This is a genomic window from Micromonospora sp. NPDC057141 (assembly GCF_042670805.1).
GTDB lineage: Bacteria > Actinomycetota > Actinomycetes > Mycobacteriales > Micromonosporaceae > Micromonospora.
In genome coordinates this window covers 88,088-114,305 of record NZ_JBHUVA010000001.1, presented here as the reverse complement: position 1 = coordinate 114,305, position 26,218 = coordinate 88,088, and the positions used below count along the sequence as shown (strand labels likewise).

24 protein-coding genes are annotated in these 26,218 nt (G+C 74.1%); 10 read left to right on the top strand and 14 right to left on the bottom strand.

Annotation, left to right across the window (positions count from 1 at the left end):
• Positions 1–111: 111 nt before the first annotated feature.
• Positions 112–2,301, bottom strand: coding sequence for a transglycosylase domain-containing protein (locus ACFT41_RS00495; RefSeq protein ID WP_377582061.1), 2,190 nt, complete (start codon positions 2,299–2,301; stop codon positions 112–114).
• A 176-nt stretch (positions 2,302–2,477) separates the two neighbouring features.
• On the opposite strand from ACFT41_RS00495, the gene ACFT41_RS00490 reads away from it, so the two are divergent.
• Entirely contained in the window at positions 2,478–4,001 is a 1,524-nt protein-coding gene (locus ACFT41_RS00490) for a glycoside hydrolase family 27 protein (protein ID WP_377613702.1), read from the top strand.
• 343 nt (positions 4,002–4,344) lie between these two features.
• Here the strand turns inward: ACFT41_RS00490 and ACFT41_RS00485 are convergent, their stop codons facing one another.
• The 3 genes from ACFT41_RS00485 to ACFT41_RS00475 form a co-directional block, all read right to left on the bottom strand.
• A complete protein-coding gene (locus ACFT41_RS00485) occupies positions 4,345–5,169 on the bottom strand; it encodes a hypothetical protein (RefSeq protein WP_377582010.1) in 825 nt (274 codons plus the stop codon).
• 162 nt (positions 5,170–5,331) lie between these two features.
• Positions 5,332–6,438 carry an SPFH domain-containing protein gene (locus ACFT41_RS00480; RefSeq protein WP_377582008.1) on the bottom strand — a complete coding sequence of 369 codons (1,107 nt, stop codon included), beginning with the start codon at positions 6,436–6,438 and terminating at the stop codon, positions 5,332–5,334.
• Positions 6,439–6,443: 5 nt separating this feature from the next.
• Complete coding sequence (locus ACFT41_RS00475; RefSeq protein WP_377582005.1) at positions 6,444–6,914, bottom strand: NfeD family protein; 471 nt, start codon at positions 6,912–6,914, stop codon at positions 6,444–6,446.
• Between the two features lie 110 nt (positions 6,915–7,024).
• On the opposite strand from ACFT41_RS00475, the gene ACFT41_RS00470 reads away from it, so the two are divergent.
• Both ACFT41_RS00470 and ACFT41_RS00465 read left to right on the top strand, forming a co-directional pair.
• Positions 7,025–8,344, top strand: a complete 1,320-nt coding sequence (locus tag ACFT41_RS00470) for a serine hydrolase domain-containing protein (protein WP_377582002.1) — start codon at positions 7,025–7,027, stop codon at positions 8,342–8,344.
• A 21-nt stretch (positions 8,345–8,365) separates the two neighbouring features.
• Positions 8,366–9,382, top strand: coding sequence for a serine/threonine protein phosphatase (locus tag ACFT41_RS00465; RefSeq protein WP_377581999.1), 1,017 nt, complete (start codon positions 8,366–8,368; stop codon positions 9,380–9,382).
• A 4-nt stretch (positions 9,383–9,386) separates the two neighbouring features.
• Here the strand turns inward: ACFT41_RS00465 and ACFT41_RS00460 are convergent, their stop codons facing one another.
• Entirely contained in the window at positions 9,387–10,217 is an 831-nt protein-coding gene (locus tag ACFT41_RS00460) for a DUF3097 domain-containing protein (protein WP_377581995.1), read from the bottom strand.
• Positions 10,218–10,410: 193 nt separating this feature from the next.
• Between ACFT41_RS00460 and ACFT41_RS00455 the strand changes: the two genes are divergently transcribed.
• Positions 10,411–11,205: a hypothetical protein gene (locus ACFT41_RS00455; protein WP_377581992.1), complete on the top strand. Its 795-nt coding sequence runs from the start codon at positions 10,411–10,413 to the stop codon at positions 11,203–11,205.
• Positions 11,206–11,226: 21 nt separating this feature from the next.
• Here ACFT41_RS00455 and ACFT41_RS00450 read toward each other — a convergent pair whose 3' ends face one another.
• The 7 genes from ACFT41_RS00450 to ACFT41_RS00420 form a co-directional block, all read right to left on the bottom strand.
• On the bottom strand, positions 11,227–12,006 hold the full coding sequence (locus tag ACFT41_RS00450; protein ID WP_377581991.1) for an HAD-IIA family hydrolase: 780 nt from the start codon (positions 12,004–12,006) through the stop codon (positions 11,227–11,229).
• 52 nt (positions 12,007–12,058) lie between these two features.
• Positions 12,059–13,087 carry a ferrochelatase gene (locus ACFT41_RS00445; protein WP_377581988.1) on the bottom strand — a complete coding sequence of 343 codons (1,029 nt, stop codon included), beginning with the start codon at positions 13,085–13,087 and terminating at the stop codon, positions 12,059–12,061.
• 109 nt (positions 13,088–13,196) lie between these two features.
• Complete coding sequence (gene fabI, locus ACFT41_RS00440; RefSeq protein WP_377581985.1) at positions 13,197–13,964, bottom strand: enoyl-ACP reductase FabI; 768 nt, start codon at positions 13,962–13,964, stop codon at positions 13,197–13,199.
• Positions 13,965–14,034: 70 nt separating this feature from the next.
• On the bottom strand, positions 14,035–14,739 hold the full coding sequence (gene fabG, locus ACFT41_RS00435) for a 3-oxoacyl-ACP reductase FabG (protein ID WP_377581982.1): 705 nt from the start codon (positions 14,737–14,739) through the stop codon (positions 14,035–14,037).
• A gap of 747 nt (positions 14,740–15,486) precedes the next feature.
• Positions 15,487–16,437, bottom strand: coding sequence for a VWA domain-containing protein (locus tag ACFT41_RS00430; protein ID WP_377581979.1), 951 nt, complete (start codon positions 16,435–16,437; stop codon positions 15,487–15,489).
• Entirely contained in the window at positions 16,434–17,462 is a 1,029-nt protein-coding gene (locus tag ACFT41_RS00425; protein WP_377581977.1) for a DUF58 domain-containing protein, read from the bottom strand. Before ACFT41_RS00425 ends, ACFT41_RS00430 begins: the two co-directional genes overlap by 4 nt.
• Positions 17,441–18,559 (bottom strand): AAA family ATPase, encoded by a 1,119-nt coding sequence (locus tag ACFT41_RS00420; RefSeq protein ID WP_377581974.1) that lies wholly within the window; start codon positions 18,557–18,559, stop codon positions 17,441–17,443. Before ACFT41_RS00420 ends, ACFT41_RS00425 begins: the two co-directional genes overlap by 22 nt.
• 285 nt (positions 18,560–18,844) lie before the next feature.
• Here ACFT41_RS00420 and ACFT41_RS00415 point away from each other — a divergent pair, with 285 nt between their 5' ends.
• From ACFT41_RS00415 to ACFT41_RS00405, 3 genes are all read left to right on the top strand, one after another.
• Positions 18,845–19,075: a hypothetical protein gene (locus ACFT41_RS00415; RefSeq protein ID WP_377581971.1), complete on the top strand. Its 231-nt coding sequence runs from the start codon at positions 18,845–18,847 to the stop codon at positions 19,073–19,075.
• 106 nt (positions 19,076–19,181) lie between these two features.
• Complete coding sequence (locus ACFT41_RS00410) at positions 19,182–19,733, top strand: PH domain-containing protein (protein ID WP_377582059.1); 552 nt, start codon at positions 19,182–19,184, stop codon at positions 19,731–19,733.
• Positions 19,730–21,148: a PH domain-containing protein gene (locus tag ACFT41_RS00405; RefSeq protein WP_377581969.1), complete on the top strand. Its 1,419-nt coding sequence runs from the start codon at positions 19,730–19,732 to the stop codon at positions 21,146–21,148. The genes ACFT41_RS00410 and ACFT41_RS00405 overlap by 4 nt, the downstream gene beginning before the upstream one ends.
• Before the next feature lie 52 nt (positions 21,149–21,200).
• On the opposite strand, the gene ACFT41_RS00400 is transcribed toward ACFT41_RS00405, so the two are convergent.
• Positions 21,201–22,247, bottom strand: coding sequence for a phosphatase PAP2 family protein (locus tag ACFT41_RS00400; RefSeq protein WP_377581966.1), 1,047 nt, complete (start codon positions 22,245–22,247; stop codon positions 21,201–21,203).
• Positions 22,248–22,370: 123 nt separating this feature from the next.
• On the opposite strand from ACFT41_RS00400, the gene ACFT41_RS00395 reads away from it, so the two are divergent.
• Entirely contained in the window at positions 22,371–22,820 is a 450-nt protein-coding gene (locus tag ACFT41_RS00395; protein ID WP_377581964.1) for a thioesterase family protein, read from the top strand.
• Entirely contained in the window at positions 22,817–23,647 is an 831-nt protein-coding gene (locus tag ACFT41_RS00390) for an MBL fold metallo-hydrolase (protein ID WP_377581962.1), read from the top strand. Before ACFT41_RS00395 ends, ACFT41_RS00390 begins: the two co-directional genes overlap by 4 nt.
• A 148-nt stretch (positions 23,648–23,795) precedes the next feature.
• Here the strand turns inward: ACFT41_RS00390 and ACFT41_RS00385 are convergent, their stop codons facing one another.
• The gene (locus ACFT41_RS00385) at positions 23,796–24,731 is read right to left on the bottom strand and encodes a carbohydrate kinase (RefSeq protein ID WP_377581960.1); all 936 of its coding nucleotides are present in this window, start codon (positions 24,729–24,731) and stop codon (positions 23,796–23,798) included.
• Positions 24,732–25,090: 359 nt separating this feature from the next.
• On the opposite strand from ACFT41_RS00385, the gene ACFT41_RS00380 reads away from it, so the two are divergent.
• Positions 25,091–26,200, top strand: coding sequence for a lytic polysaccharide monooxygenase (locus ACFT41_RS00380; RefSeq protein ID WP_377581958.1), 1,110 nt, complete (start codon positions 25,091–25,093; stop codon positions 26,198–26,200).
• The last annotated feature ends 18 nt before the right edge of the window (positions 26,201–26,218 follow it).

Below are 26,218 nucleotides of genomic sequence, written 5' to 3'. Positions count from 1 at the left end.
TCTCGCCGGGCAGGGGCCCCACCCGTCACGTTGGACAGTGGCGGTCCTGCCGTCCCGGGAGGAAGGGACAGCTGTCCCCGTCGGCGGGGCCGTCAGCCGGGGGCGGGCGCCTCAGCCACGGCCTCGGGTGAGCCAGCGCAGCACGTCCGGCGAAAGGGTCTCCTGCTGGCTCGGGGTGGGCGTCGGCTCCGGGGTCGGGCGGTGCACCTCGCCGGCCAGCTCGCGGCTGGGCGCGGTGAAGTCGCGCACCGGCTGCCCGTCCACGGCGGCGCGGATCGTGCGGGCCACGGCCTCGATCACCTTCGCCTGCACGGCCGAGCCGACCGCGTCGCCCGGGTCGTCGGGGTTGGCGGCGATGCCGGCGACGGCGACCTGCGGGGTGAAGCCGACGAACGTCTCCGTGGCGGCCCCCTCCGAGCTGCCGGTCTTGCCGGCGACGGGGCGCCCGACGATCCGGTCCACGGCGGTGGCGGTTCCGCCGTCGCACTGCTGGTAGGTGGTCTGCTGGCCGACCGGGCAGCGGGCCGCGTCGGTGGCCGCCCGGGCCACGTCGGCGTCGAGCACCTGGCGGCAGGACGGTTCGCCGACGTCGACCTTGTCGCCGTCGGCGGCGGTCACCGACACCACGGGCAGCGGCGTGCAGTACGTCCCCTCGGCGGCCACGGTGGCGTAGGCGTTGGCGAGGTCGAGGGGGGTGGTGGCGGCCACCCCGAGGGTGAACGACCCCCAGTTGGCGGCGTTGTCCCGGGCGAAGGCGGCGTCGGCCTCGGCGCGGAAGGTGATGCCGAGGCGCTGGGCCATCTCCACCACCTTCGCCGGGCCGACCTGCTCCGACAGCCACACGAAGTACGTGTTCACGGAGCGGCCGAAGCCGTCCCACATGGTGCGGTAGCCGTCCATCCACTGCGGGTTGGCGTTGGCGGGGCACCACTTCCCGCCGCAGCTGCCCTCCCCCTCGGCGGCGTACCGGGTGGGCAGCCGGCTGGGCGCGTCGAAGCCGGTGGCGAGCTGCTTGCCGTTCTCCAGCGCGGCGAGCATGGTGAACAGCTTGAACGTCGACCCCGCCTGGTATCCGTCGACGCCGCCGCCGCCGGAGATCAGCGGGTTGACGGTGTTGGGGTGGTTGGTCTGCCCGTCGGGGTTGGCGTCGAGGCTGTAGTGCCGGTTGACCGCCATGGCGAGCACCCGGCCGGTGCCGGGCTGCACTGCCGCGATGGGCAGGGCCCGCTTGTCGTCGTACCCGTAGACGGCCGTGGCCTGCTGCTGCGCGGTCTGCTGGAGCTTCGGGTCCAGCGAGGTGACGACGGTGTAGCCGCCCCGGCGCAGCGCCTGCTCCCGCTCGGCGACGGTCTCGCCGAACGCGGGCTGGGTGAGCCACCACTGGCGCAGGTAGTCGCAGAAGAAGCCCCAGTCGTCGTGGCCCTCGGCGACGGCGGTGCAGCCGTTGGGCTGCTGGGTGGGGTGCAGGGTCAACTCCTCGGCCTTCGCGGCGGTGGCCTGCTCGGCGGTGATCGCGCCGGTGGCCGCCATCGCGTCGAGCACGTACGCCCGCCGGGTCAGGGCCGCGTCGGCGTCCCCGTCGATCGGGCTGTACGCGTCGGGCGACTGCACCAGGCCGGCGAGCAGGGCCGCCTCGGGCAGGGTCAGCTCGGCCGGGGACTTGGCGAAGTAGCGCTGGCTGGCCGCCGCGATGCCGTACGCGCCGGAGCCGAAGTACGCGATGTTGAGATAGCGGTTGAGGATCTCGTCCTTGCTGAGCCGCTGCTCCAGCGCCGTGGCGTACCGGATCTCCTGGAGCTTGCGCCCGACGGTCTGCTCGGTGGCCGCGGCCCGCTCCTCGGCGGTGCGGTTCGGGTCGGTCTTGAGCACGTTGCGCACGTACTGCATGGTCAGCGTGGAGCCGCCCTGCTCGGTGCCGCCGCCGGTGACGTTGGCGACCAGTGCGCGGGCGATGCCGCGCACGTCGGTGCCGCCGTGGGAATAGAAGCGCCGGTCCTCGGCGGCCACGATGGCCTCGCGCATCACCGGGGCGATCTCGGCCAGCGGCACGTCGGTGCGGTTGACGTCGTAGAACGTGGTGATCAGCGTCTTGCCGTCGTTGGCGTACAGGTACGACCGCTGCGGGGTGGTCGGGGTGCGCAGGGCCTCGGGCAGCGCCGCGTAGGACCCGACAGCCGACTTCGCGGCATAGCCGAGCAGCAGGTTGGCCGGGAGCGCGGCGGCGGCGAGGGCGAGGCCGGCGAGCAGTCCGGCGAGCAGCACGGTGAACAGCCGCGACAGCGGCGACCGGGGTGGCGGCATGCCGCCAAGGATTGCCACGAAAGCCACGATCCGGCCACCCTCGGCGGCGGGTTGTCGCCTAATTCACCGGCAGCGGCCGGGGTTCCGGGGCGGATCACCCCACCTCAACACCCCTGTCCGGATCCGAGCGCGCTCAATCAGATTGACGTTCACCTATATTAGCGCTAACACTGGTGGTGGAGTCCCGCAGGTGGAACACCTTCGCCGCGAAGATCGACTACAACGTGATCAAGGCTCAGGTCGACAGCCTCGTCTCCAGCGGGCTCAAGGACGCCGGCTACGAGTACGTCAACATCGACGAGGGCTGGTGGCAGGGCACCCGGGGCGCCGCCGGCAACATCACCGTCGACACCACCGAATGGCCCGGCGGGATGAAGGCCGTCGCCGACTACATCCACAGCAAGGGCCTGAAGGCAGGCATCTACACCGACGCCGGCCGCGACGGCTGTGGGTACTACTACCCGACCGGCCGACCGCCCGCCCCCGGCTCCGGCAGCGAGGGACACTACGACCAGGACTTCCTCGCGTTCTCCCAGTGGGGCTTCGACTTCGTCAAGGTCGACTGGTGCGGCGGCTCCGCCGAGGGGCTCAATCCCCGGACCACCTACCAGGCGATCAGCGACGCGATCGCCCGGGCCACCGCGCAGACCGGCCGGCCGATGGTGCTGTCGGTCTGCAACTGGGGCGTACAGAATCCGTGGGACTGGGCGCCCGGAATGTCCACCATGTGGCGCACCAGCGGGGACATCATCTACTACGGGCAGCAGCCGTCCATGGACCGCGTGCTGGCCAACTTCGACTCCGCGCAGCACCCCGCCGCCCAGAGCGTCGGCCACTACAACGACCCGGACATGCTGATCGCCGGCATGCCGGGCTTCAGCGCGGCCCAGAACCGCACCCACCTCAGCCTGTGGGCGATCTCCGGTGCCCCGCTGCTCGCCGGCAACAACCTGGCCACCATGTCCGCCGAGACCCGGGCCATCCTGGGCAACCGGGAGGTCATCGCCATCGACCAGGACCCGTTGAGCAGGCAGGGCGTCAAAGTAGCCGAGGACGCCACCGGGCTCCAGGTGTACAGCAAGGTGCTCTCCACCAGCGGCCAGCGGGCCGTCGTGCTGCTCAACCGCACCGGCTCGGCCGCCAACGTCACGGCCCGCTTCGCCGACCTCGGGCTGGGCGGCACCGCGACCGTACGCAACGTGTGGACCGCCACCGACCTGGGCACCCGGACGAACAGCTACACGGCGAGCGTCCCGGCCCGCGAGGCCGTCCTGCTCGTCGTCAGCGGCACCGAGGACCCCGGCGGCGGCACCCGGACCGGGACGCTGGTCGGCAGGCAGTCCGGCCGCTGCCTGGACATCGACAACTTCGCCACCACCAACGGCACCCAGGCCCAACTGTGGGACTGCACCGGCGCGAGCAACCAGACCTGGACGTACACCTCCGGCCGACAGCTCCAGATCTACGGCAACAAGTGCCTGGACGCGTACAACGCGGGCACCACCAACGGCACGAGGGTGGTCATCTGGGACTGCAACGGCCAGACCAACCAACAGTGGACCGTCAACACCGACGGGACGATCCGGGGTGTGCAGTCCGGCCTGTGCGTCGACGCGTCGGGAGCCGCCACCGCGAACGGCACGAAGATCCTGCTCTGGACGTGCGGCTCCGCCGACAACCAGCGGTGGAGCTGGCGCTAGGAGCCCGGTCCATCGTCGGGGTCCGGTGTCCCGGGCCGGCGCCGGAGGCTCCTCGCAGCGCCTAGGGAGCTGCCCCGGATGTGCGCCCGACGGCGGACAGGGCGCCACACCACACCACGCCACACCGAACGACGCCGACCCGCACGAGGCCGGCCCCCGCGCTGCCGCCGGTAGCACGAACGGGGCAGCTCCGTAGGTGCCGAGACGGGTACGTCCGATCGCCGTGGTCTCGGCGGCCTGCCGGCTGCCCCTGACGCTGCCCAGGGCGGTCGCAACGCATAGGCGGCGCGGCGGGGTCGGCCGGTAGACGGCGACACGGTGCCGGCGGCGAACGGCGACACGGTCAGCCGGCGGCGAACGGGCCGCCGGCCGACCCGGTGCCCGGGGCAGCGCCGCCGGCCGGCCCGGTCGCCGTCGCGACGCTGGCGCTGGCCGCGTCGCGGGCGATGGCGGCGGGCACGAGGCGGCCGGACCGGTAGCCGATGCCGATCCCCGCGACCAACACGAAGATCGCCCCGAAGGTCTGCACCGAACCGACCAGCGCACCGCCGATGCCGAGCAGCGGAGCGGCGATCATCAGCATCGTGCCGTCGCCGAGGCTGAACATGCCCGAGCGGGCCACCGCCCATCCGGTGAGGAACCAACCGGCCGTGTAGCAGGTGGCACCGACCAGGACGAGCGTGCGGGCGGTGGTGCCGAAGACCGGCGCCTGCTCGGCCAGCCCGGCGAAGGGCAGCATGAGCACTGTGCCGGCGATGCTGGCCAGCAGGCCGGCGGCGGCCACCCGGCGGCTGCGGGTGGCGGCGAGCAGCCCGGTCAGGGCCAGCAGGGCCAGCAGGCCGAGCCAGACGGCGGCCACCCAGCCGACGAGGTAGAGCTGCCCGCCGTCGGCCGGGTACGGGTCGTTGCCGACGCCGCCGTCGCTGGCCATCGCGACGCTGCCGTAGAGCAGCGCGTACGCCGGCAGGAGCCAGACCGACGCGCGGCCGAAGCGGCGCAGCGACCAGGCCCAGGTGGCGTTGGTGGCGGGGGCGGCCGGGCCCGGCTCGGTGACGAACGGCAGCACCCCGAACCCGCCTCCGGTGCGGCGGGTGCCGAGCGGACCGGCCGGGTCGTGCGCGCCGGGCACCGGCGGCCGGGAGAAGAACTTGTCCAGCGGATCCTTCATGCGACACCTCGCTGCGCTCGTCGACGGGGCGGGACGCGCCGCAGCGCCCCGGCCCTGGTCACGACCCGTCCTGTCGGACCGATCGTGTCAGGCGCCGGAGCGCTGCATGAGGACTATTCACATTCCCGCCCGACTGGCGGGCGAGCGACGCTCCCGCCCGGGTCAGCCCCGTTCGCGCTGGTCGGCCGGGTCGTTCAGCAGGCTCGCCGGGGAGACCGGCTCCGGTGCCGGCAGCCCCTGCGGGGCCTTCCCGCCGGTGGCCTGCGCCTCGGCGACACGTACCTCGTCGTGGATCTGCTGGGCGGCGGCAGCCGCCGCCCGCGCGGCCTCGGCGGCCTCGCGCTCGACGGCGCTCGCCCCGTCGGCGGCCTCCGGCGACGGCGCGTCGCCGACCATCTGGCTCAGCCCGCCCAGCGCGCCGCCCATTCCCTCCAGGGCCTTGGTCAGCTCCGCCGGGACGATCCAGACCTTGTTCGCCGTGCCGTTGGCGATCTGCGGAAGCGCCTGGAGGTATTGGTAGGCGAGCACCTTCTGGCTCGGGTTGGCCTGGTGGATCGCGTCGAACACCGTGCGGATCGCCTTCGCCTGGCCCTCCGCCTGGAGGATGCGGGCCTGCCGGTCACCGTCGGCGCGCAGCACCGCCGCCTGCTTCTCGCCCTCGGCCGTGAGGATCTGCGACTGCTTGTGCCCCTCGGCGTTCAGGATCGCCGCCCGGCGGTCCCGCTCGGCGCGCATCTGCTTCTCCATCGAGTCGCGGATGCTCGGCGGCGGCTCGATCGCCTTGATCTCCACCCGGGTCACCTTGATGCCCCACCGGCCGGTCGTCTCGTCCAGCACGCCCGACAGGTGCCGGTTGATCTCCTCCCGGCTGGTCAGGGCCCGCTCCAGGTCCAGCGAGCCGATCACGTTACGCAGCGTCGTGACGGTGAGCTGCTCGATGGCCTGGAGGAAGTTCGAGATCTCGTACGTGGCCCGGACCGAGTCGACGACCTTGAAGTAGAGCACCGTGTCGATCGACACCACCAGGTTGTCGGAGGTGATCACCGGCTGGGGCGGGAAGCTGACCACCTGCTCCCGCATGTCGACCTTGGTGCGCACGGCGTCAACGAAGGGGACCAGCAGGTTCAGGCCCGGGTTGAGGGTGCGCTTGTACCTGCCGAGCCGCTCGACCACGTCCTGGCGCTGCTGCGGCACGATCCGCACCGCCTTGATCAGGGTCACCACGGCGATCAACGCCACGGCGACCAACAGCACCGTCACAAACTCCATACCCTTCACCCTCTCGCTTCGGGCAGCTCGCCCGGGGTGGAAACGTCGTCATCCCACACCAGGGCCGTCGCGCCCTGGACCTTGATCACCCGCACCCGTCGACCAGGGACGAAGCTCTGCGTCACGTCGTACGACCGGGCGCTCCACAGCTCGCCGTCGATCTTGACGAGGCCCTGCTCGGCGTCGACCCGTTCCAGCACCAGCGCGGTGGAACCCTCGATCGCCGCGAGACCGATCGGCTCGCCGCCGTCGGAAGACGAGCGGGCGTGCCGGCGGATCGCCGGGCGCGCCACGGCCACCGTGAGCGCGGATACCACCGCGAAGACCACCGCCTGCACGGCGGTCGGAGCACCCAGGGCCGCCGCGCCCGCAGCGGCGAACGCGCCGACCGCGAACATGATCAGGAACAGCGTCGTCGTGAAGATCTCGGCGACCGCCAACACCACGCCCAGTACGACCCAGAACACTGCGTCCACCCCCCAAGGGTGACACGTCAAAGCACGCGCGGCCCGGCGGCAAGATCAGTAGGCTCGGCGGGACCGCCCCCGGAAGCCCCGCGGGACCGCCCCGAGAGCTGGAGGAGCCCGTGTCGCTGCCACCCGAGACCGCCCGCCGGATCGATGCCCGGGTCGCCCGCGCCCAAGCCGAGGGGCGCGCCCCCTCGCTGGTGCTCGGCGTGGTGCGCGACGGCGAACTGGCCCACCTCGCCGCCGCCGGCGAGCGGCCCCGCCCCGACGCCGACCGGCAGTACCGGCTCGGCTCGATCACCAAGACCATGACCGCCGTGCTCCTCATGCAGCAGCGCGACGCCGGCGCGCTCGCCCTCGACGACCCCCTGGAGCGGCACCTGCCGGGCACCGGCGTCGGCCAGCTCACCCTGCGCCAACTCCTCGGCCACGCCAGCGGCCTGCAACGCGAGCCCGACGGGCCGTGGTGGGAACGGGTCGACGTCGGCGACCTGGCATCCGTGCTGGCCGGGGTGGACGCGCACAAGATCGCGTACCCGCCGCACCGGGTCTACCACTACTCCAACCTGGCGTACGGGCTGCTCGGCGGCGCGCTGGAGGCGGTCACCGGCACGCCCTGGCTCGACCTGCTGCGGCGGCGGCTGCTGGAGCCGCTGGGCATGACCCGCACCACCTACGATGCCGTCGAGCCGTTCGCCCGGGGGTACGTGGTGCACCCGTGGCACGACACGCTGCGGGAGGAGCCGCGTACCGACACCGGGGCGATGGCACCGGCCGGGCAGCTCTGGTCCACCGTCACCGACCTCGGCCGCTGGGCGGCGTTCCTGGCCGACCCCGACCCGGCGCTGCTCGACCCGCAGACGCTCACCGACATGTGCGCGACCGTGACGATGAGCGACCCGCAGGGGTGGACCGGTGGGCACGGCCTCGGGCTGGAGCTGTACCGGGTCGGCGACCGGGTGCACGTCGGGCACGGCGGCTCGATGCCCGGGTACGTCGCCGCGCTGGCCGTGCACCGGCCCGCCCGCACCGCGGTGGTCGGCTTCGCCAACGCGTACGGGCTGCGCGGCGGCCACCTCGGCGCGCTCGCCCGGGAGGTGCTCACCACCGTGCTGGACGCGCTGCCGGAGCCCGTCGCGCCGTGGCTCCCGGCCGACGCCCCGCCCCCGGCCGACGTGGCCGAACTGACCGGCCGCTGGTGGTGGATGGGCGGGGAGTTCGAGTTCCGCGTCGACCCGGCCACCGGCGACCTGTTGGCCGGCCCCCCGGCCGGCGCCCCGGCGCTGCGGTTCACCCCGGAGGGGCGCGACCGCTGGCGGGGCCGATCGGGCGGGCAGGACGGCGAGATCCTCACCGTGGTCCGCGACGACGCCGGCCGACCGGTCGCCCTCGACGTGGCCACGTTCCTGCTCACCCGCACCCCCGACGAAGAGCCCTGACCGGATGGCATGATGGCGGCGATGCTCACCGCCCGATGTCTCCGCCATGACATCGTTGCGGCCTCGCTCGCCAGCAGCAGCGACGCCGAGTTGGCGAGGTTGCTGCAGGCCGCTCCCACCGGCGTCGCGGGCGTGGGCGGCGACTCCTCGGTGCTCGACGTCCACAGCGTGCCGGTCTTCGCCAAGCGGATCCCGATAACCGATCGGGAGCTGGCCCGTCCGCACAGCACAGCGAATCTGTTCGAACTACCGACCTACTGCCAGTACGGCATGTACCGCCTCGCCGGCCCGGGCTTCGGCGCCTGGCGGGAACTGGCCGCGAACATGATCGTCACAGCGGGCGTCCTCGCCGGCGAGACGGAGTCGTTCCCGCTGCTGCACCACTGGCGGGTGCTACCCGGCCGCCCACCTGTCGCGGCGGAACACCGCGACATCGACGCCGTCGTCGCCCAGTTCGACGGCTCCCCGGCCGTACGCACCCGCTTCGAGGAACTTGCCCGTGCGACGTCCAGCCTCGTGCTGTTCTGCGAACACATCCCCGCACCGCTGCGCGACTGGCTGAACCAGCCGGTCGACAGGGCCGAAACCCTTGAGCGGCAACTGTTCGACGTCGTGGCGTTCCTGCGCAGCCGTGAGCTGCTGCACATGGACGGACACTTCGGCAACATCCGGACCGACGGTGACCAGATCTACCTCGTCGACTTCGGGCTGGCCACCTCACCCCGGTTCGACCTGTCCGCCGCCGAACGTGACTTCGTCGCGCACCACCTCCACCACGACGCCGACTACGCGGCGATGCGGCTGGTCAACTGGCTGGCCACCACGGCGTGCGGGATGACGGTGCCGGCCAGCGGCCGCCCGACCGCCCGCGACGCGTACGTGCGCCGATGCGCGACCGGCGACATCCCGCCGGGCGTGCCGGCGGCCGTGGCAGGAATCCTCGCCCGGCACGCCCCCGCAGCAGCACGGATGAACGCCTTCTGCTGGCGGCTGTACGACGGCGACATCGACGCGGAATATCAGGGCCCAATCAGCTGAACGGTCAACGACCCCCGCCGGCACCGGCCGGTTCGGTGACGAAGTCGATCAGCCGTTCCATCGCGTTGATCAGCGGGGTCTCCACGTCGGCGAAGCTGTCCACCCGGGACAGGACGAGCCGCCACATGTCGGCCGGCTCGGCGACCCCGAGGGCGGCGCAGACCCCCTCCTTCCACGGCCGCCCCGGCGGCACCACCGGCCACGCCGCGATGCCCAGCGCGGCCGGCTTCACCGCCTGCCACACGTCGACGTACGGATGCCCGGTGACCAGCACGTGCGGGGACGTCACCCGGGCCACGATCCGGCTCTCCTTCGAGCCGGGCACCAGGTGGTCGACGAGCACCCCGAGCCGCCGGGTGGGCCCGGGGTCGAAGTCGCGGACCCGCGCGCCGAGGTCGTCGATGCCGTCCAGCGGCTCCACCACCACGCCCTCGATCCGCAGGTCGTCGCCCCAGATCCGCTCCACCAGGGCGGCGTCGTGCACGCCCTCGACCCAGATCCGGCTGGCCTTGGCGACCTGCGCCCGCACGCCGGCCACGGCGACCGAACCCGACGCGGTACGCCGCCGGGCGGCCGGCACCGGCGACCGGGCCGGACGGCGCAGCGTCACCGCCTTCCCGTCGAGCAGGAACGCCGCCGGCAGCAGCGGGAAGTTGCGCCGCCGGCCGTGCCGGTCCTCCAACACCACCGCGCCGGACTCGAAACCGACGACCGCCCCGCAAAACCCGGAGTCGGCGTCCTCGACCACGAGGTCGGCCTCCGCGTCCACCTCGGGCACGACCCGACGCCGCCGCCAGTCGCCCGCCAACACGTCCTCGCCGTAGCGCCCCACCATGCCCGCCACGCTAACCCCCGCCGCGCCCGTCGGCCCGGCAGCCGCGCCGATCATGGGAGCGGGCAGGCACAGGGAAATCGGACAGACGGGACGGCAGCGGATGGCGCGGGCGGTAGGGCGTAGGTGGGGGCAGCCAGAGCCGGGCAAGCGGCAGTCGAGACACGGACGGTGCGCACCACGTACCCTCTCTTGCATGTCCTCCCCCGCAACGGGCGCGGTCAAGGTTGCGCCGCGCCGGTCGAGCCGGTTCGTTGCCTGGATACGCGCGTGGCGCGCCGGGCTCGTGCCGTACGACGAGGTCGCCGAGGAGATCGCCGGCGACGAGGAGCACCTCGTCGCCGACGCCCCCGGCACCTGGACCGACGTCCCGCTGCGCGACGCGCTGCCCACCCTGGCGAAGCTCTCCCCGGACGAGATCCGGCTGGTGCTGCCCGTGCCGGGCGACCCTCGGGGGCTGCCCGGGCCGGGCGACTTCACCGGCGCGGCGCTGCTCACCGGCGAGGCGGTCGTCGCCGGGGGGATCGGGGTGATCCCGGAGGTCCGCACGCACACCTCCGGCTCGGGGATGACGTGGGAGACGGTGCTGTGGCGGTGCTACCCGCTGCCCGCCGACGCCCCCGCCGCGTCGCTCGGCACGCCCGGTGCCGCCGAGGCGGAGGCCGAGCTGGCCACCGCGCTCGCCGAGACCACCGCCGCGCTGACCCGGCTCGACGTCGCCCAGTGGCGGCCGGAGCTGGCCGGCGCGCTGGAGGCGCTGCGCCGCGCCGACGGCACCACCGACCTGCCGCCGGGCTTCGACCCGCGGGCGCGCCGGCTGTTCGCCCGCGCCGCCGTGCTCGACCGGGTGCTGGCGCTGGCCGGGCACAGCGCGCCGGGTGGGGCGGTCAACAACCACGAGGCCCAGCAGCGCGACGCGGCGCTGCGCCCGCTCACCACCGCGTGCCGCCAGGCCCTCGTCGCCGCCTGCAACGCCCCGCTGCGCCCCTGACCGGCCCGCCCCGGGCGCGGGTCAGATCTCGTCCATCAGGTCGGCCACCGAGCCGACGATCCGCGACGGCCGGTACGGGTACCGCTCGGCCTCGGCCCGGGTGCTGATCCCGGTCAGCACGAGGATCGTCTCCAGCCCGGCTTCCAGGCCGCACAGGACGTCGGTGTCCATCCGGTCGCCGATCATCGCGGTCGTCTCGGAGTGCGCGTTGATCGTGTTGAGCGCCGAGCGCATCATCATCGGGTTGGGCTTGCCGACGAAGTACGGCTCGACCCCGGTCGCCTTGGAGATCATCGCCGCGACCGAGCCGGCCGCCGGCAACGCCCCCTCCACAGACGGGCCGGTCACGTCGGGGTTGGTGCAGATGAACCGGGCCCCGTCGTTGATCAGGCGGACCGCCTTGGTGATCGCCTCGAAGCTGTACGTGCGGGTCTCCCCCAGCACCACGTAGTCCGGGGCGAAGTCGGTGAGCACGTACCCGACCGCGTGCAGGGCCGTGGTCAGCCCGGCCTCCCCGATCGCGTACGCGGTCCCGCCCGGCCGCTGGTCGGCGAGGAACTGGGCGGTGGCCAGCGCCGCCGTCCACAGCGCGTGCTCGGGCACCTCGAAGCCCATTCGCGTCAGCCGCGCCTGGAGATCGCGCGGCGTGTAGATCGAATTGTTGGTCAGGATCAGGAACGGCTTGCCGGAGGAGCGCAGCTTGTTGATGAACTCCGGCGCGCCGGGCAACGGCTGTCCCTCGTGCACCAGCACGCCGTCCATGTCGGTCAGCCAGCTCTGCACCGGCTTGCGTTCGTACATTCGTCGTCCCAGGGGGTGTCGGGTGGCGGGGCAGGACCGGGGGGACCCGGGGTCAGGGGCGGCGGGCCGGCACGCAGCACACCGTCGGGCAGGTGTCCCACAGCGGCAGGTCGCCGAGGCGGCGGCGCAGCCGCTCACCGCCCGGTTCGGTGCGCTCGGTGACCAGCTCGCGCACCATCGCGACGAAGCGCGGGTCGGTGCCCGGGGTGCCGGCCCGGGCGAAGTCGAGGCCGAGCCGCTTGGCGGTCTCCAGCGCCTCGGTGTCGAGGTCCCAGACCACCTCCAGGTGATCGGAGACGAACCCGATCGGGCTCACCACCACCGCGGTGGTCCCGGCCCCGGCGAGGGCGGCGAGGTGGTCGTTGACGTCCGGCTCCAGCCACGGCACGTGCGGCGGGCCGGAACGGCTCTGCCACACCAGGTCGTACGGCAGGTCGGGCGCGGCGGACGCGTGCACCAGGCGGGCGACCTCGGCCAGCTGCGCCTCGTACCGGCCGCCGTGCGGGCCCGCGTTGGCGGCCGCCGAGGTGGGGATCGAGTGGGCGGTGAACACCAGCCGGGTGGTGGTCCGCTTCGCCGGGTCGAGCTGGCCCAGCGCCGCGCGCACCGCGTCGGCGTGCGGCTCGACGAAGCCGGGATGGTCCCAGAACTGGCGCAGCTTCTCGATCACCGGGGCGTCGGGGCCGACCGCGGCCCGGGCGGCGGCGATGTCCTCCTGGTATTGCCGGCAGGACGAGTAGCCGCCGTACGCGCTGGTCACGAACGCCAGGGCCCGGGTGACCCCGTCGTCGCGCATCCGCGCCGCGGTGTCGGCGAGCATCGGGTCCCAGTTGCGGTTGCCCCAGTAGACCGGCAGGTCGACGCCGTGTGCGGCGAAGTCCGCCCGGATCGCCGCGAGCAGGTCCCGGCACTGCTGGTTGATCGGGGACACCCCGCCGAAGTTCAGGTAGTGCTCGGCGACCTCCGCCAGCCGCTCCGGCGGCACGCCCCGCCCCCGCGTCACGTTCTGGAGGAAGGGCAGCACGTCCTCGGGCCGCTCGGGTCCGCCGAAGGAGACCAGCACCAACGCGTCGTACGCCATGGGGCCCATTCTTCCCCGCCTCCGGCGGCGGTCCTGGCCCCGGGGGGTGGTGGTGAGGAAGGGACCCCTGCTATGCCGAAAGCGTTAACAGGGGGCCCTTCCTCGCGCCTCAGGCGCCGAGGGCGTGGTAGCCGCCGTCGACGTGGACGATCTCACCGGTGGTAGCCGGGAACCAGTCCGACATCAGCGCCAGGCAGGCGCGCGCCGCCGGCTCCTGGTCGGTGAGGTCCCAGCCCAGCGGCGCCCGGCCCGACCAGGTGTCCTCGAACTGGGCGAAGCCGGGGATCGACTTCGCGGCCATGGTGCGCAGCGGCCCGGCGGCGACCAGGTTGCTGCGGATGCCCTGCTTGCCCAGGTGCAGCGCCAGGTAGCGCGACGCCGACTCCAGGCCGGCCTTGGCCACGCCCATCCAGTCGTAGACCGGCCACGCCTTGGTCGCGTCGAAGGTGAGCCCGACCACCGCGCCGCCCGGCTGCATCAGCGGCAGCGCCGCCATGGCCAGCGACTTGTAGGAGTACGTCGAGACGTGCAGCGCGGTCGCCACGTCCTCCCACGGGGCGTCGAGGAAGCCGCCGCCGAGGCAGCTCTGCGGCGCGAACCCGATCGAGTGCACCACCCCGTCGAGGCCGTCGACGTGCTTGCGGACCTTGTCGGCCAGGCCGGCGAGGTGCTCGGCGTCGGTCACGTCCAGCTCGATCACCGGGGCCGGCTGGGGCAGCCGCCGGGCGATCCGCTCGACCAGGGAGAGCCGGCCGAAGCCGGTGAGCACGACCTGCGCGCCGTTCTCCTGGGCGAGCTTGGCCACGGAGAAGGCGATCGAGGCGTCGGTGATGACGCCGGTGACCAGCAGCCGCTTACCGGCCAGCAGTCCGGACATATGGGAGTTCCTCCGTTGGGATTCGTGCGGTGGGCGCGGTGGCAGCGTCGATGACCCCTGCCGGGGCCGGTCAGTGGCCCATGCCGAGGCCACCGTCGACCGGGATCACGGCACCGGTGACGTAGCCGGCGGCGTCCGAGGCCAGCCAGGTGACCACTGCGGCCACCTCCTCGGGCGCGGCGAGCCGGCCGGCCGGGATGGCCTTCACGTACTCCGCCCGCCGCTCCTCGGGCAGCGCGGCGGTCATGTCGGTGTCGATGAAGCCGGGCGCGACGACGTTGGCGGTGATGTTGCGCCCGCCCAGCTCCCGGGTGATCGAGCGGGCCACGCCGACCAGGCCGGCCTTGCTCGCCGCGTAGTTGACCTGCCCGGGGCCGCCGTAGAGGCCGACGACCGAGGAGATGAAGATCATCCGACCCCACCGGGCCCGCAGCATCTTCTTGGACGCCCGGCTGGCGCAGCGGAACGCACCGGTGAGGTTGGTGTCCAGCACCCGGGTGAACTGCTCCTCCGACATCCGCATGATCAGCGTGTCGTCGGTGATGCCGGCGTTGGCGACCAGCACCTCCACCGGGCCCAGCTCGGCCTCGACGGCGGTGAAGGCCGCGTCGACGGAGGCGGAGTCGGTCACGTCGCAGACGACACCGAACAGCCCCTCGGGCGCGTCGCCGCTACGGTGCGTTACCGCCACCCGGTCACCCTGCTTGGCGAACGCCTGCGCGATGGCCAGGCCGATCCCCCGGTTGCCGCCGGTCACCAGCACGGTACGGGCCACGGGTCCCCCTCTTGCTCAGCTGATCCACGTCGGTCCGGAGCCTAGGCGCTACCGGCAGGTAAGCGCTAACGCGGGCCCGCGCCACGCGGACCTGGCGCAAGGAAGGGCCCCCTGTCAACGCTTTCGGAGGTAAAAGGGCCCCTTGCTAACAGCCAGGTGCGGGCGCCCGGCCGAGTGCGGGCCGCGTCGTGGCCGCATGTACGATGATCCGCGTTCCGGCCAGGCCGACCGCAGGAGGTGATCGCTGTGCGAGATAGCGATCCTCCCAGTCGTGGCCGGGCCGAACGTCAGCCCCGCTGAGCCGCGACTCAGCAGGTGAGCTGACCCAGCTCCGCTCCTTCCGCACCGCCCGCCCCTCGGCCCCTGGCCGGGGTGGCTACCGGGCAGCGCCGTCCGGCCAGGACGGGGAGGGGGCACCCGGTCACGACTTCGTGTGCGCGCCCCGTCTTCCCTCGCGGTCACCACGCCAGCGTGGACCGTCCAGTCGCCACCGGAGCCTTCCCATGAGCCGTTACGTCGCCCCGCTGGGCTTCACCCTCGCCGCCGTCTGGGTGGCCGTCGTCTTCGTGCTGGCCAGCGCCGGCCACTGAACGCCACCAGCCCGACGCCACCGCCGGACGCCGGCTCGACGCCGGCCACCGGCACCGGGCCGGCGGCCCTGGCACGTCGGTCGCGCCAGGGCCGCCAGTGCGCGCCCCGACCAGCCGCAGAGCGCCCCGGCCAGCCTCGGAGCAGCCCCGGCCAGCCTCAGAGCAGCCGGGACGACCAGAGCAGGCTGGTGGCACCCGCGCACAGGGCCAGCAGCAGGGCGATCCCCGCGTACCACTGGGTGACCTCGCGCGGCTCGGTGCGGAACCCGATCGAGCTGCCCATGTCCTGGTAGACCTGCTTCAGTTCGCTGACCGAGGCGGCCTCGTAGAAGTAACCCTCGGTCGTCTCCGCCAACTCGGCCAGCGCCATCCGGTCCACCGGCACCCGCTGCAACTGGCCACCGATGTCGACCTGCCCGTCGTCGGTGCCGAATGCGATGGTGGAAACCGGCACGTTGGCCGCCTGCGCGGCCGCCGCCGCCTCCTCCACCGACCGCCCCGAGGTGCGGAACCCGTCGGAGAGCAGCACGATCCGGGCCGGGGGGATGCCCGCCGCGCCGTCGGCCGGCACCGACCGGATCGCCTCCAGGCAGGTGAAGACCGCCTCGCCGGTGGCGGTCGCCTCGGCCAGCACCAGCCCGTCGATCGCGTTCGTCACCGCGTCCCGGTCCTTGGTTGGCGGCACCAGGACGTTCGCCGCCTTGGCGAACGAGACGAGGCCGAGGTTGTAGCTCTGCGGCAGCTCGCCGACGAACTGCTTGGCCGCCTCCTGGGCGGCCTCCAGCCGGTTCGGCGCGACGTCGTCGGCCTGCATGGACAGCGACACGTCGATCGCCAGCATCACGGTGGCCCGCTCCAGCGGCTCCCGGGTGTCGATCGCCGGCCGGGCCAGCGCCGTGGAGAGCACCAGCAGGCAGAGCAGGAACGCCACCGCCGGCACGTGCCGCCGCCAGCCCAGCCCCTTCGGCGCGAGGGTGCGCAGCAGGTCCACGTTGGTGAACCGCATCGCGTAGACCCGGCGGCGCAGCTGCCGCCACACGTACAGCGCGGCGAGGGCGAGCACCGGCAGCACGGCCAGCAGCCACCACGGTTGCAGAAAACGGATCATCGTGTCGTCCCCCGGGTGCGGGCGTGCCGCTGCGCGGCGACGAAGCGCACCATGTCGAGCAGCCAGTCGGTGTCGGTGCGAAGTCGCAGGTGGGCCGCGCCGGCCCCGCGCAACTGCGCGGAGATCTCCGCCCGCTGGGCGGCGGCGGCCTCGGCATACCGGCGGCGCAGCCGGGGGTCGGCGGTCTGCACCTCGTGCAGCTCACCGGTCTCCGGGTCGACCACCGGCAGCACCCCCACGTCGGGCAGCTCCAGCTCGCGCGGGTCGACCACCTCGATGGCCAGCACGTCGTGCCGGACCCGCAGCTTGCGCAGGGGCCGCGCCCACTGCGGCGGCGGCGCGAGGAAGTCGGAGATCACCACCGCGACGCCACGGCGGCGGGGCGGCCGGTTCAGCGCCTCGACCAGCGCGCCCAGGTCGCTGCGCCCGGGCCGGATCTCGGTGCCGGCGATCGCCCGCAGCAGCCCCTGCGCCTCCCGACGTCCGCCCCGGGCGGGCAGCCGCACCAGCCGCCCCGGACCGGGTGGCGGCGCCGCGCCACGCCGGCGCCCGGCCGGGGCCTGCGGGTCCGCGCCGCTGCCGACCACCGCGCCGATCCGGTTGCCGCCGCGCACGGTCAGGTGGGCCAGCGCGGCGGCGGCGGCCACCACGACGTCCCGCTTGAGCCACCGGCCGGTGCCGAAGTCCAGGCTCGCCGAGAGGTCCACCGCGAGCCACGTCTCCAGCTCCCGGTCGGCCACCGTACGCCGCACGTGCGGCATCGTCGTGCGGGCGGTCACCGGCCAGTCCATCCGGCGTACGTCGTCGCCGGGGCGGTATTCGCGCGACTCCCCCGCCTCGCTGCCGGGGCCGGGCAGCAGGCCGGCGTAGTCGCCCTGGAGCAGGCCGTCGAGCTTGCGGGTGACCAGCAGCTGGAGCCGGGACAGCACCGCCTCGCTGCGGGGCGCGGCGGCGGGCGAGAGCGGGGGCCGCGTACCCGAGGAGGGGTGGGGGGTGGGTGGGGTCACGGCCGCTGCCCGGGCCACCCGGCGGCGGCCGGCGGCGCGCCGCCCGGAGTGGCCTGCTGGCGCGGGGCCACCGACGGCAGCGGGATGGTCGACATCACCCGGTGCACGACGTGGTCGGCCGGCACGTCGTCGGCGAGCGCGTCGTAGCTGAGCACGAGCCGGTGGCGCAGGACGTCCGGCGCGATGTCCTGCACGTCCTGCGGCAGGGCGTAGTCGCGGCCGCGCAGCAGCGCCAGCGCCCGGGTCGCCCGGACCAGACCGAGCGAGGCCCGGGGGCTGGCACCGTACTGGATCAGTTGCGCGACGTCGGGCATGCCGTGCTCCGCGGGGGTACGCGTGGCCAGCACCAGCCGCACCGCGTAGTCGACCAGCGCGTTGTGCACGAAGACCTGGTCGGCCTTGCGTTGCAGGGCGATCAGGTCGACGGTGTCGAAGACCCGCGCCGGCTCCGGCGGGGCCACGCCCATCCGGTAGACGATCTCCCGCTCCTCGGCGTCGGTCGGATAGCCGACGACGATCTTCATGAGGAAGCGGTCCCGCTGCGCCTCGGGCAGCGGGTAGACGCCCTCCTGCTCGATCGGGTTCTGCGTGGCCATCACGAGGAACGGGTCGGGCACCGGGTGGGTCTGGCCGCCGATGGACACCTGCCGCTCGCTCATCACCTCCAGCAGGGCCGACTGCACCTTCGCCGGGGCCCGGTTGATCTCGTCGGCGAGCAGGAAGTTGACGAAGACCGGCCCCAGCTCGACGTCGAACTTCTCGCTGGACTGCCGGTAGATCCGGGTGCCCATGATGTCGGCGGGGACCAGGTCCGGGGTGAACTGCACCCGGGCGAAGGAACCACCGACGACCCGGGCGAGGGTCTCCACGGCCAGGGTCTTCGCCACCCCGGGGACGCCCTCCAGCAGGCAGTGCCCCCGGGCGAGCAGCGCCACGAACATCCGCTCGACCATCCGGTCCTGCCCGACGATCACCCGCTTGATCTCGAACAGCGCCCGCTCCAACAGCGTCGCGTCCTGCGCGGGTGTGGTCGTCGGCGGCGCGGCGGGCGGCGGGGGCGGCTCCGGCGCGCTGCCGTTCGGCGTCGGGGCGTCGGGCGTGGTCGGCTGGGCCACCGGTCCTCCACAGCATGATCGATCGTCGCGGGTGTGGTGCGTGGTGCGTGGTGCGTATCAAGACTCGCATGCCCGGCTGAGTGCCAAGGCGGGGAGAAGCCGATTTTCGCCACGCCGTCCCGGGGTTCCGAATCGCCGGTCACGGGTTTACAGCAGGGGGTCCGGCGTGTGTACCATTCACCCCGTCGCCGGGCGGCTCCCCCCGTGGCCGCCCGGCGCTCAATCCTCGCCCCGCAGGCCTCGCCCCGCGTTCAGGCTTCGCCCCGCGCCCCTAGACTGGCCCGGATGAGCGTCCCCCGTTCCACCGGCGACGCGCCGATCTGTTCGGCGCGGGGTTGCCGCGCCCCGGCCGAGTGGGCGTTGCGCTGGAACAATCCCCGCCTGCACACCGCCGACCGACGCAAGACCTGGCTCGCCTGCGCCGACCACCGCGCCTCGCTCGGTGACTTCCTCGACGCACGGGGCTTCCTCCGGGAGGTCGCGTCACTGGCCGGATCGCCTACGCTCGACGGGTGAGCGCGCGCAGCGGACGTCCCCGGTGACCGACGAGCCCTTCGGCGGCCCGCCGCCGCACCCGCCCTGGCCGCACCCGCCCGCCGGCCCGCCGCCGCACCCGCCCGAAATACCGCCGGTCCCGTCCGCACCGGCGGCGTACCCGGCGTCCGGACCGCCGGCGGCGCACCAGCCCGGGCCGCTGGAGCCGTGGCCGGCGACCGTGCGCTGGCAGTCGGTCTCCACCGACCTGATCTGGGTCGAGCTGCTGCGCCTGGCGGTGCTGGTCGGGGTGGTGCTGCTGGGGCTGGCGGTCGGCTGGGCGGTGAGCGGGCACTGGCCGTTCGGGGTGGCCCTCGGCGCGGTCGTGCTGGCCGGGGCGTGGCGGGCCGTCACGATCGTCCGGGCGGTGTACGCCTGGGGATACGCCGAGCGGGAGGACGACCTGCTCGTCCGGCACGGGCTGCTGGTGCGCCGGCTGTCCATCGTGCCGTACTCGCGGATGCAGTTCGTCGACGTCAGCGCGGGCCCCCTGGAGCGCGCGTTCGACCTGGCGACGGTGCAGTTGCACACCGCCGCCGCGGCCAGCGACGCCCGCGTGCCGGGCCTGCGCCCGGCGGAGGCGGCGCGGCTGCGCGACCGGCTCACCGCCCTCGGCGAGGACCGCGCGGAGGGCCTGTGACCCACCCCGGCCCCGAGCTGCCCCGCCCGGCCACCGACGCTCCGCCCGCACCCCAGGACGACCACACGCCGCCGGCACCGCAGGACCACCCGGACGGCGGCGCGGAGCCCCGGCGGCGGCTGCACCCGCTGAGCCCGGCCCTGCACGGGGCCAAGTCGCTGGTCGTGGTCGTCGCGGGCCTGTCCTGGTCGACGCTGTCGCGGGTCGGCTTCGGCTGGTTCGCGGCGATGGCGGCCGTGCTCGCCCTCGGCGCGACGGTGCTTGCGGTGGTGAGCTGGTACAACACCGGCTACCACGTGGTCGGCCGGGAGCTGCGGGTGTACGAGGGGCTGCTGTGGCGGCGCACCCGGGCCATCCCGCTGGAGCGCCTCCAGGCCGTCGAGGTGGTCCGCCCGCTGCTCGCCCAGCTCACCGGCCTGGCCGAGCTGCGGCTGGAGGTGGTCGGCGGCGGCAAGACCGAGGCGCCGCTGGCGTACCTGGGGATGGCCGAGGCGGCCGCCCTGCGGCAGCGCCTGCTCACGCTCGCCGGCCCCGGGCCGCACCCGGATGTGGCCGGGCCGCAGCCGTCCGCCTCGACCGGGCCGACGGTCACGCCCGTCCCGCCCGGGCGCGCGCTGCACGCCGTGGCCAACCGGGACCTGCTGGTCAGCCAGCTGCTCACCCCGCAGGCGTTCCTGCTCCCCCTCGGCGTGGCATTCGTCGTGACGCAGTTCCTCTCCGCGGGCTCGTGGTCGTTCATCGCGGTGGCGAGCACGATCACCGCGATGGCCGGCGTGCTGCTGCAACCGATCCGCCGCGTGCTCGACGACTGGAACTTCCGGCTGGCCCGCGACGAGGGCACCCTGCGGGTCCGCAACGGCCTGCTGGAGACCCGGGCACAGACCGTGCCGCTGAACCGGGTGCAGACGGTCGGGGTGACCTGGCCGCTGCTCTGGCGGGCCAAGGGCTGGCTGCGGCTACGCCTGGAGGTCGCCGGCTACTCCGGCGGCGAGGCCGACGACCGCAACCGGCCGGACCGGCTGCTGCCGGTGGGCGACCAGGGCACCGGCGAGCGGATCGTCGCGGAGGTGCTGCCGGGGGTGCGGCTGAGCGGGCTGGCGACCAGTCTCCCGCCGACCCGGGCCCGGTGGCTGCGCCCGCTGGGCCGGCGCGCGGTCGGCGCCGGGCTCCACGAGCGGGTCTTCGCCGCCCGGTCCGGGCTGCTCACCCGGCAGCTCACCGTCGTGCCGTACGCCCGGATCCAGAGCGTGCGGGTGACCCAGGGCCCGGCGCAGCGGCGGCTGCGGCTGGCCACCGTGCACGCGGACACGGCGGGCGGCGCGGGCGCCGCCGCGCTCGACCGCGACCTCGACGAGGCGTGGCGGCTGGCGGCGGAGCTGACGGCCCGGGCGCACGCCGCCCATCGCGCCGGCTGAGCCGCCGTGCGGCCGGGCCGGCTGAGCCGGAGCGTGGACCGGGTGGGACGGCTCAGCGGGTCGCCGGCACCGCCGACGGGTCGACGACCGGGTCGGCCGGTTCCGCGCCGTGCGGCCCGCCGTCGGCCGGCTCCGAGCCGGGGGTACGGCGGGCCCGGCGCGCGGCCCACCAGCGCTCCCCCAGGCCGACCACCAGGAAGGCCAGTCCCACGTACGCCCACCCGACCAGCACGTCGATGACGTAGTGCTCGCCGGAGTAGACCAGGGTGAACGTCATCGCCAGCGGGTACGCCAGCAGCAGCGGCCACCAGCGGCGGCGGGCCGAACGCAGGAAGAACACCACCACGAACAGGGCGAACGCGGTGTGCAGCGACGGCATCGCGGCCACCGGGTTCGAGGCGATCTGCCCGGCGTTGAGCAGGTTCCCGGCGCCGTGCATGCCGAACGCCTTCCAGCCCCGGGTGGAGATCCGGGCCACCTCGGTGAGCAGGCCGTTCTGCGCCGCCCACCAGGGCGGGGCCGCCGGGTAGAGGAAGTAGGTGACCAGCCCGGACGCGCACAGGAACCCCCAGCGGCGCATGAACGCCGCCCAGCGGTGCCGGTCGCGCAGCCAGAGCACGGCGGCGGCGGCGAGCGCCACCACGAAGTGCGAGAAGTACACCCAGCTCGCCACCACGTCCCACCAGCGCACCTCGGGGCGGTAGAGGTGCTCCTGCAACCAGACGGTCGGCGCCTCGCCGCCGGTGGCCCAGCCGAACATGAACCGGTCGGCGACGATCAGCTCCATCGCGTGCGGGGTGGCCCCGTTGTCGGCGAACCCCCGGGACAGGTTGTAGACGGCGAGCAGCAGCACCACGGGCACCCAGTCGCGGGCGAAGCGCAGGTGGCTGCGCCACGGGCGGCGGGAGTTCCAGGCGATGGTGGCCGCCCAGATCCACAGGAACGCGTACGCCGGGTCGGTGGGCAGGCCGATGCCGAGCCAGCCGGCCACGAAAGCGACCGCCCAGGCCGCCATGGCGACCACGCGGCGGCGACCGCCGTCGGGGGGCTCCGGTGGTCCGGTGGGGGCGGGGGGCGGGGGGTCAGTCACGACGGCCATCGCCGTCCAGGTTAACGGCGGCACCCGTCCCGTTCGCGGCGGCACCCTGCCGTCGAGCGGCGGCATCCGCCACGTTGGCGGCGGCACCCGGAACGGCCGACGCCGACCACCTAGGCTGTGCCCATGCAGGAGCAGTCGGAGCAGTCCCTCGCGCCGGGCCGGTCCGCCCGGGTCGAGCTGACCGTGGCCGAGGCCGACACCGCGCGGGCCGCCGGTTCCGGCGACGTTCCGGTGCTGGGCACCCCTCGGGTGGTCGCCCTGGCCGAGGCGGCCACGGTGGCGGCGACCGCCGGAGCGTTGCCACCCGACGGCACGACGGTCGGGACCCGGGTCGAGCTGGACCACCTCGCCCCCACGCCGGTCGGGCGGACGGTGGTCGCGCAGGCCCGGCTCACCGACGTCGACGGGCGGCGGCTGGGCTTCGAGGTGACGGTCACCGACGCCGGCCAGACCGTGGCGCGGGGGCGGGTGGAGCGGGTGCTGGTCGACCGGCGGCGCTTCGTCGAGCGGGCCACGGGCGCACCGTCCGTCGAGCAGGCCACGGGCGCGTCGGCCGGGGCGGCCACGCCATGACGCCGCGGTTCGCCGAGGTCGCCGACCGGGTGTACGTGCTGCGCGAGCCGCTGCTCGACGTCAACGTCACCCTGGTCGTCGGCGACGGCGGGGCGCTGGTGGTGGACACCCTCTCCACCGCCGGGCAGGCCGCCGAGCTGGTCGCCGCCGCCCGAGCGGTCACCCCGCACCCGTGGGCGGTGGTGAACACCCACCACCACTTCGACCACTGCTTCGGCAACGCCGTCGTCGCCGGAGAACCGGCCCGTCCCGTGTACGCGCACGAGGTCGCCGCCGTGGCGCTGCGGGACCGCCCCGACGAGGTGCGCCGGGCCGCGTACGAGGAGATGCGCGCCGCCCGGCCGGAGCTGGCCGCCGAGCTGGCGGGCACCCGGCTGCTGGCCCCGACGCACGTCGTACGCACCGAAACGGTGCTGGACGTGGGCGGCCGGCGGGTGGTGCTGCGTCACCCGGGTCACGGGCACACCGACGCCGACCTGGTGGTGCACGTGCCGGACGCGGACGTGCTGGTCGCCGGGGACCTGGTGGAGCAGAGCGGTCCGCCGGCGTTCGAGGAGTCGTACCCGTTGCAGTGGCCGGACACGCTCGCCGCGCTGCTGCGGCTCACCACCCCGGGCACGGTGGTCGTGCCGGGGCACGGCGAACTGGTCGATCCGGAGTTCGTCCGGGCCCAGCACGGGCAGCTGGCCGAGCTGTCCTGGCTGATCCGGGCCGGCCACACCGGCGGGGCCCCACCGGAACGGGTGGCCGCCGAGGCACCCTTCGGCGCCCGCGCCGCCCTCAACGCCGCCCGCCGCGGCTACGCCGAACTGGACGGCACCCGCTGATGCCCCCCGCCCTGCCCCACCCCACCCCACCCGCCCCGGTGATCAAGAAGTTTGCGTCACTTTCGAGATCAACTCTGACGTATTCCTCTTGATCACCGAGCCGAACCGAGCCGGGGGTGGGGGTGGGGGTGGGGGGTCAGGTGGGGGGTCAGGTGGGGAAGCGGCGCAGGACGTCGGGGCGGGTGGGCATGGCGACCGCGCCGCCCGGCGACTCGCAGACCAGGCCGGCCACGCGCAGCGCGAACGCGACCCGCCGGTGCCAGTCGGCCGCGTCGGTGGGCTCCCCGTCGACCAGCAACTCGGCCACGAGTGCCCCCATCACCGAGTCGCCCGCGCCCGTGGCGTCCACCGCGTGCACCTTCGGCGCGGGCACGCGTACCGGATCGGCGTTGGCGGGGGCGACGACCGCGCCGTCCGCGCCGAGGGTGACCACGACGGTCCCCGCCCCCAGCTCCCGCAGGTACGCTGCGACCCCCTCGACCGGCTCGCCGGGGTAGAGCAGCTCCGCGTCGGCGGTGCTGAGCTTGACCAGGTGGGCGGAGGCGGCGAACTCCGCGACCGTCCCGCGCAGGGCGGCCAGCGCGGCCGGGCCGTCGAGCAGCCGGGGCCGGACGTTCGGGTCGAACACCCGCAGCCCGCCCGCGACGGACCAGGCCCGGCGCGCGGCAGCCAGGACGCCCGGCGACAGCAGCACGATCGACCCGCAGTAGAGCACGTCGGCTCCGCCGACCAGGTCGACGTCCAGGTCGTCGGCGGTGAGCAGCCCGTAGGACGGCGGCTCGCCGTAGAAGCGGAAGTCCGGCTCGGCGCCGGAGTGGGTGGCCACCGCCAGCGCGGTCGCCGCGGGCACGGTGACCGCACCGGCCAGCCCGACCCCGGCGGCGGCCAGGAGGCCGCGGATCCGGTCGGCGAGCGCGTCGTCGCCGAGCGAGCCGACGAACTGCACCGAGCCGCCGAGCCGGGCCACTCCTACGGCGACGTTGAGCGGTCCGCCGCCGATCGCCTGCCGGAAGACGGGCCGGCCGTCGCACTCCGCGTCGAGCAGGTCGATCAGTGCCTCACCGAGCACCACCGCGTATCCCATCGTGGGTCCTTCCGTCGGTCCGCTGCCGTACCCCCGATCCTGTCCTACGTGTCGGCGGCGCCGGCACCGAACCCCCACGTGGCGGGGCCACGGCCCGGGCGAGGCCCGGATTTCATCGACGGCCGACTATTGCGGCGGGCGGCGTCGGCGTGGTGAGATGACGCTGCCGGTCGATGCGAGGGCTGTCGCGTCCGCCGGCACCGGGAGAGAGCCAGCGCGAGGGCACGCCGGTCCGCCGAGGCGGACCGCCGGTGACGCGCGCCGTCGGCCCACGGGCATGGGCGCGGCACCGCGATCGTGACATCCGCTCGTCGCAGCGGAACGGCCGGTGCGGTCGTTCCGCGAGTCAGGAGAACCCCGTGACCCGTTCCCGCACGGCCGCGCTGCTCATCGCGGCCGCCACCCTCGCCGCGGGTGCCGCCACCATCGTGGCCAGCCCCGATCCCGCTGCGGCCCACGGCACCCCGATCACCCCCGGCAGCCGCACCTACCTCTGCTGGCAGGACGGCCTCACCCCCACCGGTGAGATCAAGCCGATCAACCCGGCCTGCTCGGCCGCGGTCGCCGAGAACGGGGCCAACTCGCTGTACAACTGGTTCAGCGTGCTGCGCTCGGACGCGGGCGGCCGCACCGTCGGCTACATCCCCGACGGCAAGCTGTGCAGCGGCGGCAACCCCGGCTTCAGCGGCTACGACGCGGCCCGCACCGACTGGCCGCTGACCCACCTGACCACCGGCGCCCGGTTCGACTTCAAGTACAGCAACTGGGCCCACCACCCGGGCACCTTCTACTTCTACGTGACGAAGGACAGCTGGAGCCCGACCCGCGCGCTGGCCTGGAGCGACCTGGAGGAGCAGCCCTTCCTCACGGTGACCAACCCGCCGCAGAACGGCCCGGTGGGCACCAACGAGGGGCACTACTACTTCAGCGGCAACATGCCGTCGGGCAAGAGCGGCCGGCACATCATCTACTCGCGCTGGGTGCGCTCGGACAGCCAGGAGAACTTCTTCGGCTGCTCGGACGTCACCTTCGACGGCGGCAACGGCCAGGTGACCGGCGTCGGCGGCACCCCGAACCCGACCACGCCCGCGCCGACCCCGACCACCCCGAACCCGACCACCCCGGGCCCGACCACCCCCGCGCCGACCACCCCGCCGCCGGCCGACGGTGACTGCATGGCGGTCTACAAGGTGATCAGCTCCTGGTCCGGCGGGTTCCAGGGCGAGGTGACCATCATGAACCACGGCTCGACGCCGTTCACCGGTTGGAAGGCGACCCTGACCTGGCAGACCGGCCAGACGATCCACAGCCTGTGGAACGGCACGTACACCACGTCCGGGTCGACGGTGACGGTCACCAACAGCCCCTACAACGGGACGGTCGCGCCGGAGGGGACCACCACCTTCGGCTTCGTCGCCGGCAGCAGCGGCCAGAGCTCGCTGCCGACGGTGAGCTGCGCCCGCGCGTGATCCCGCACCCGCCCGTCG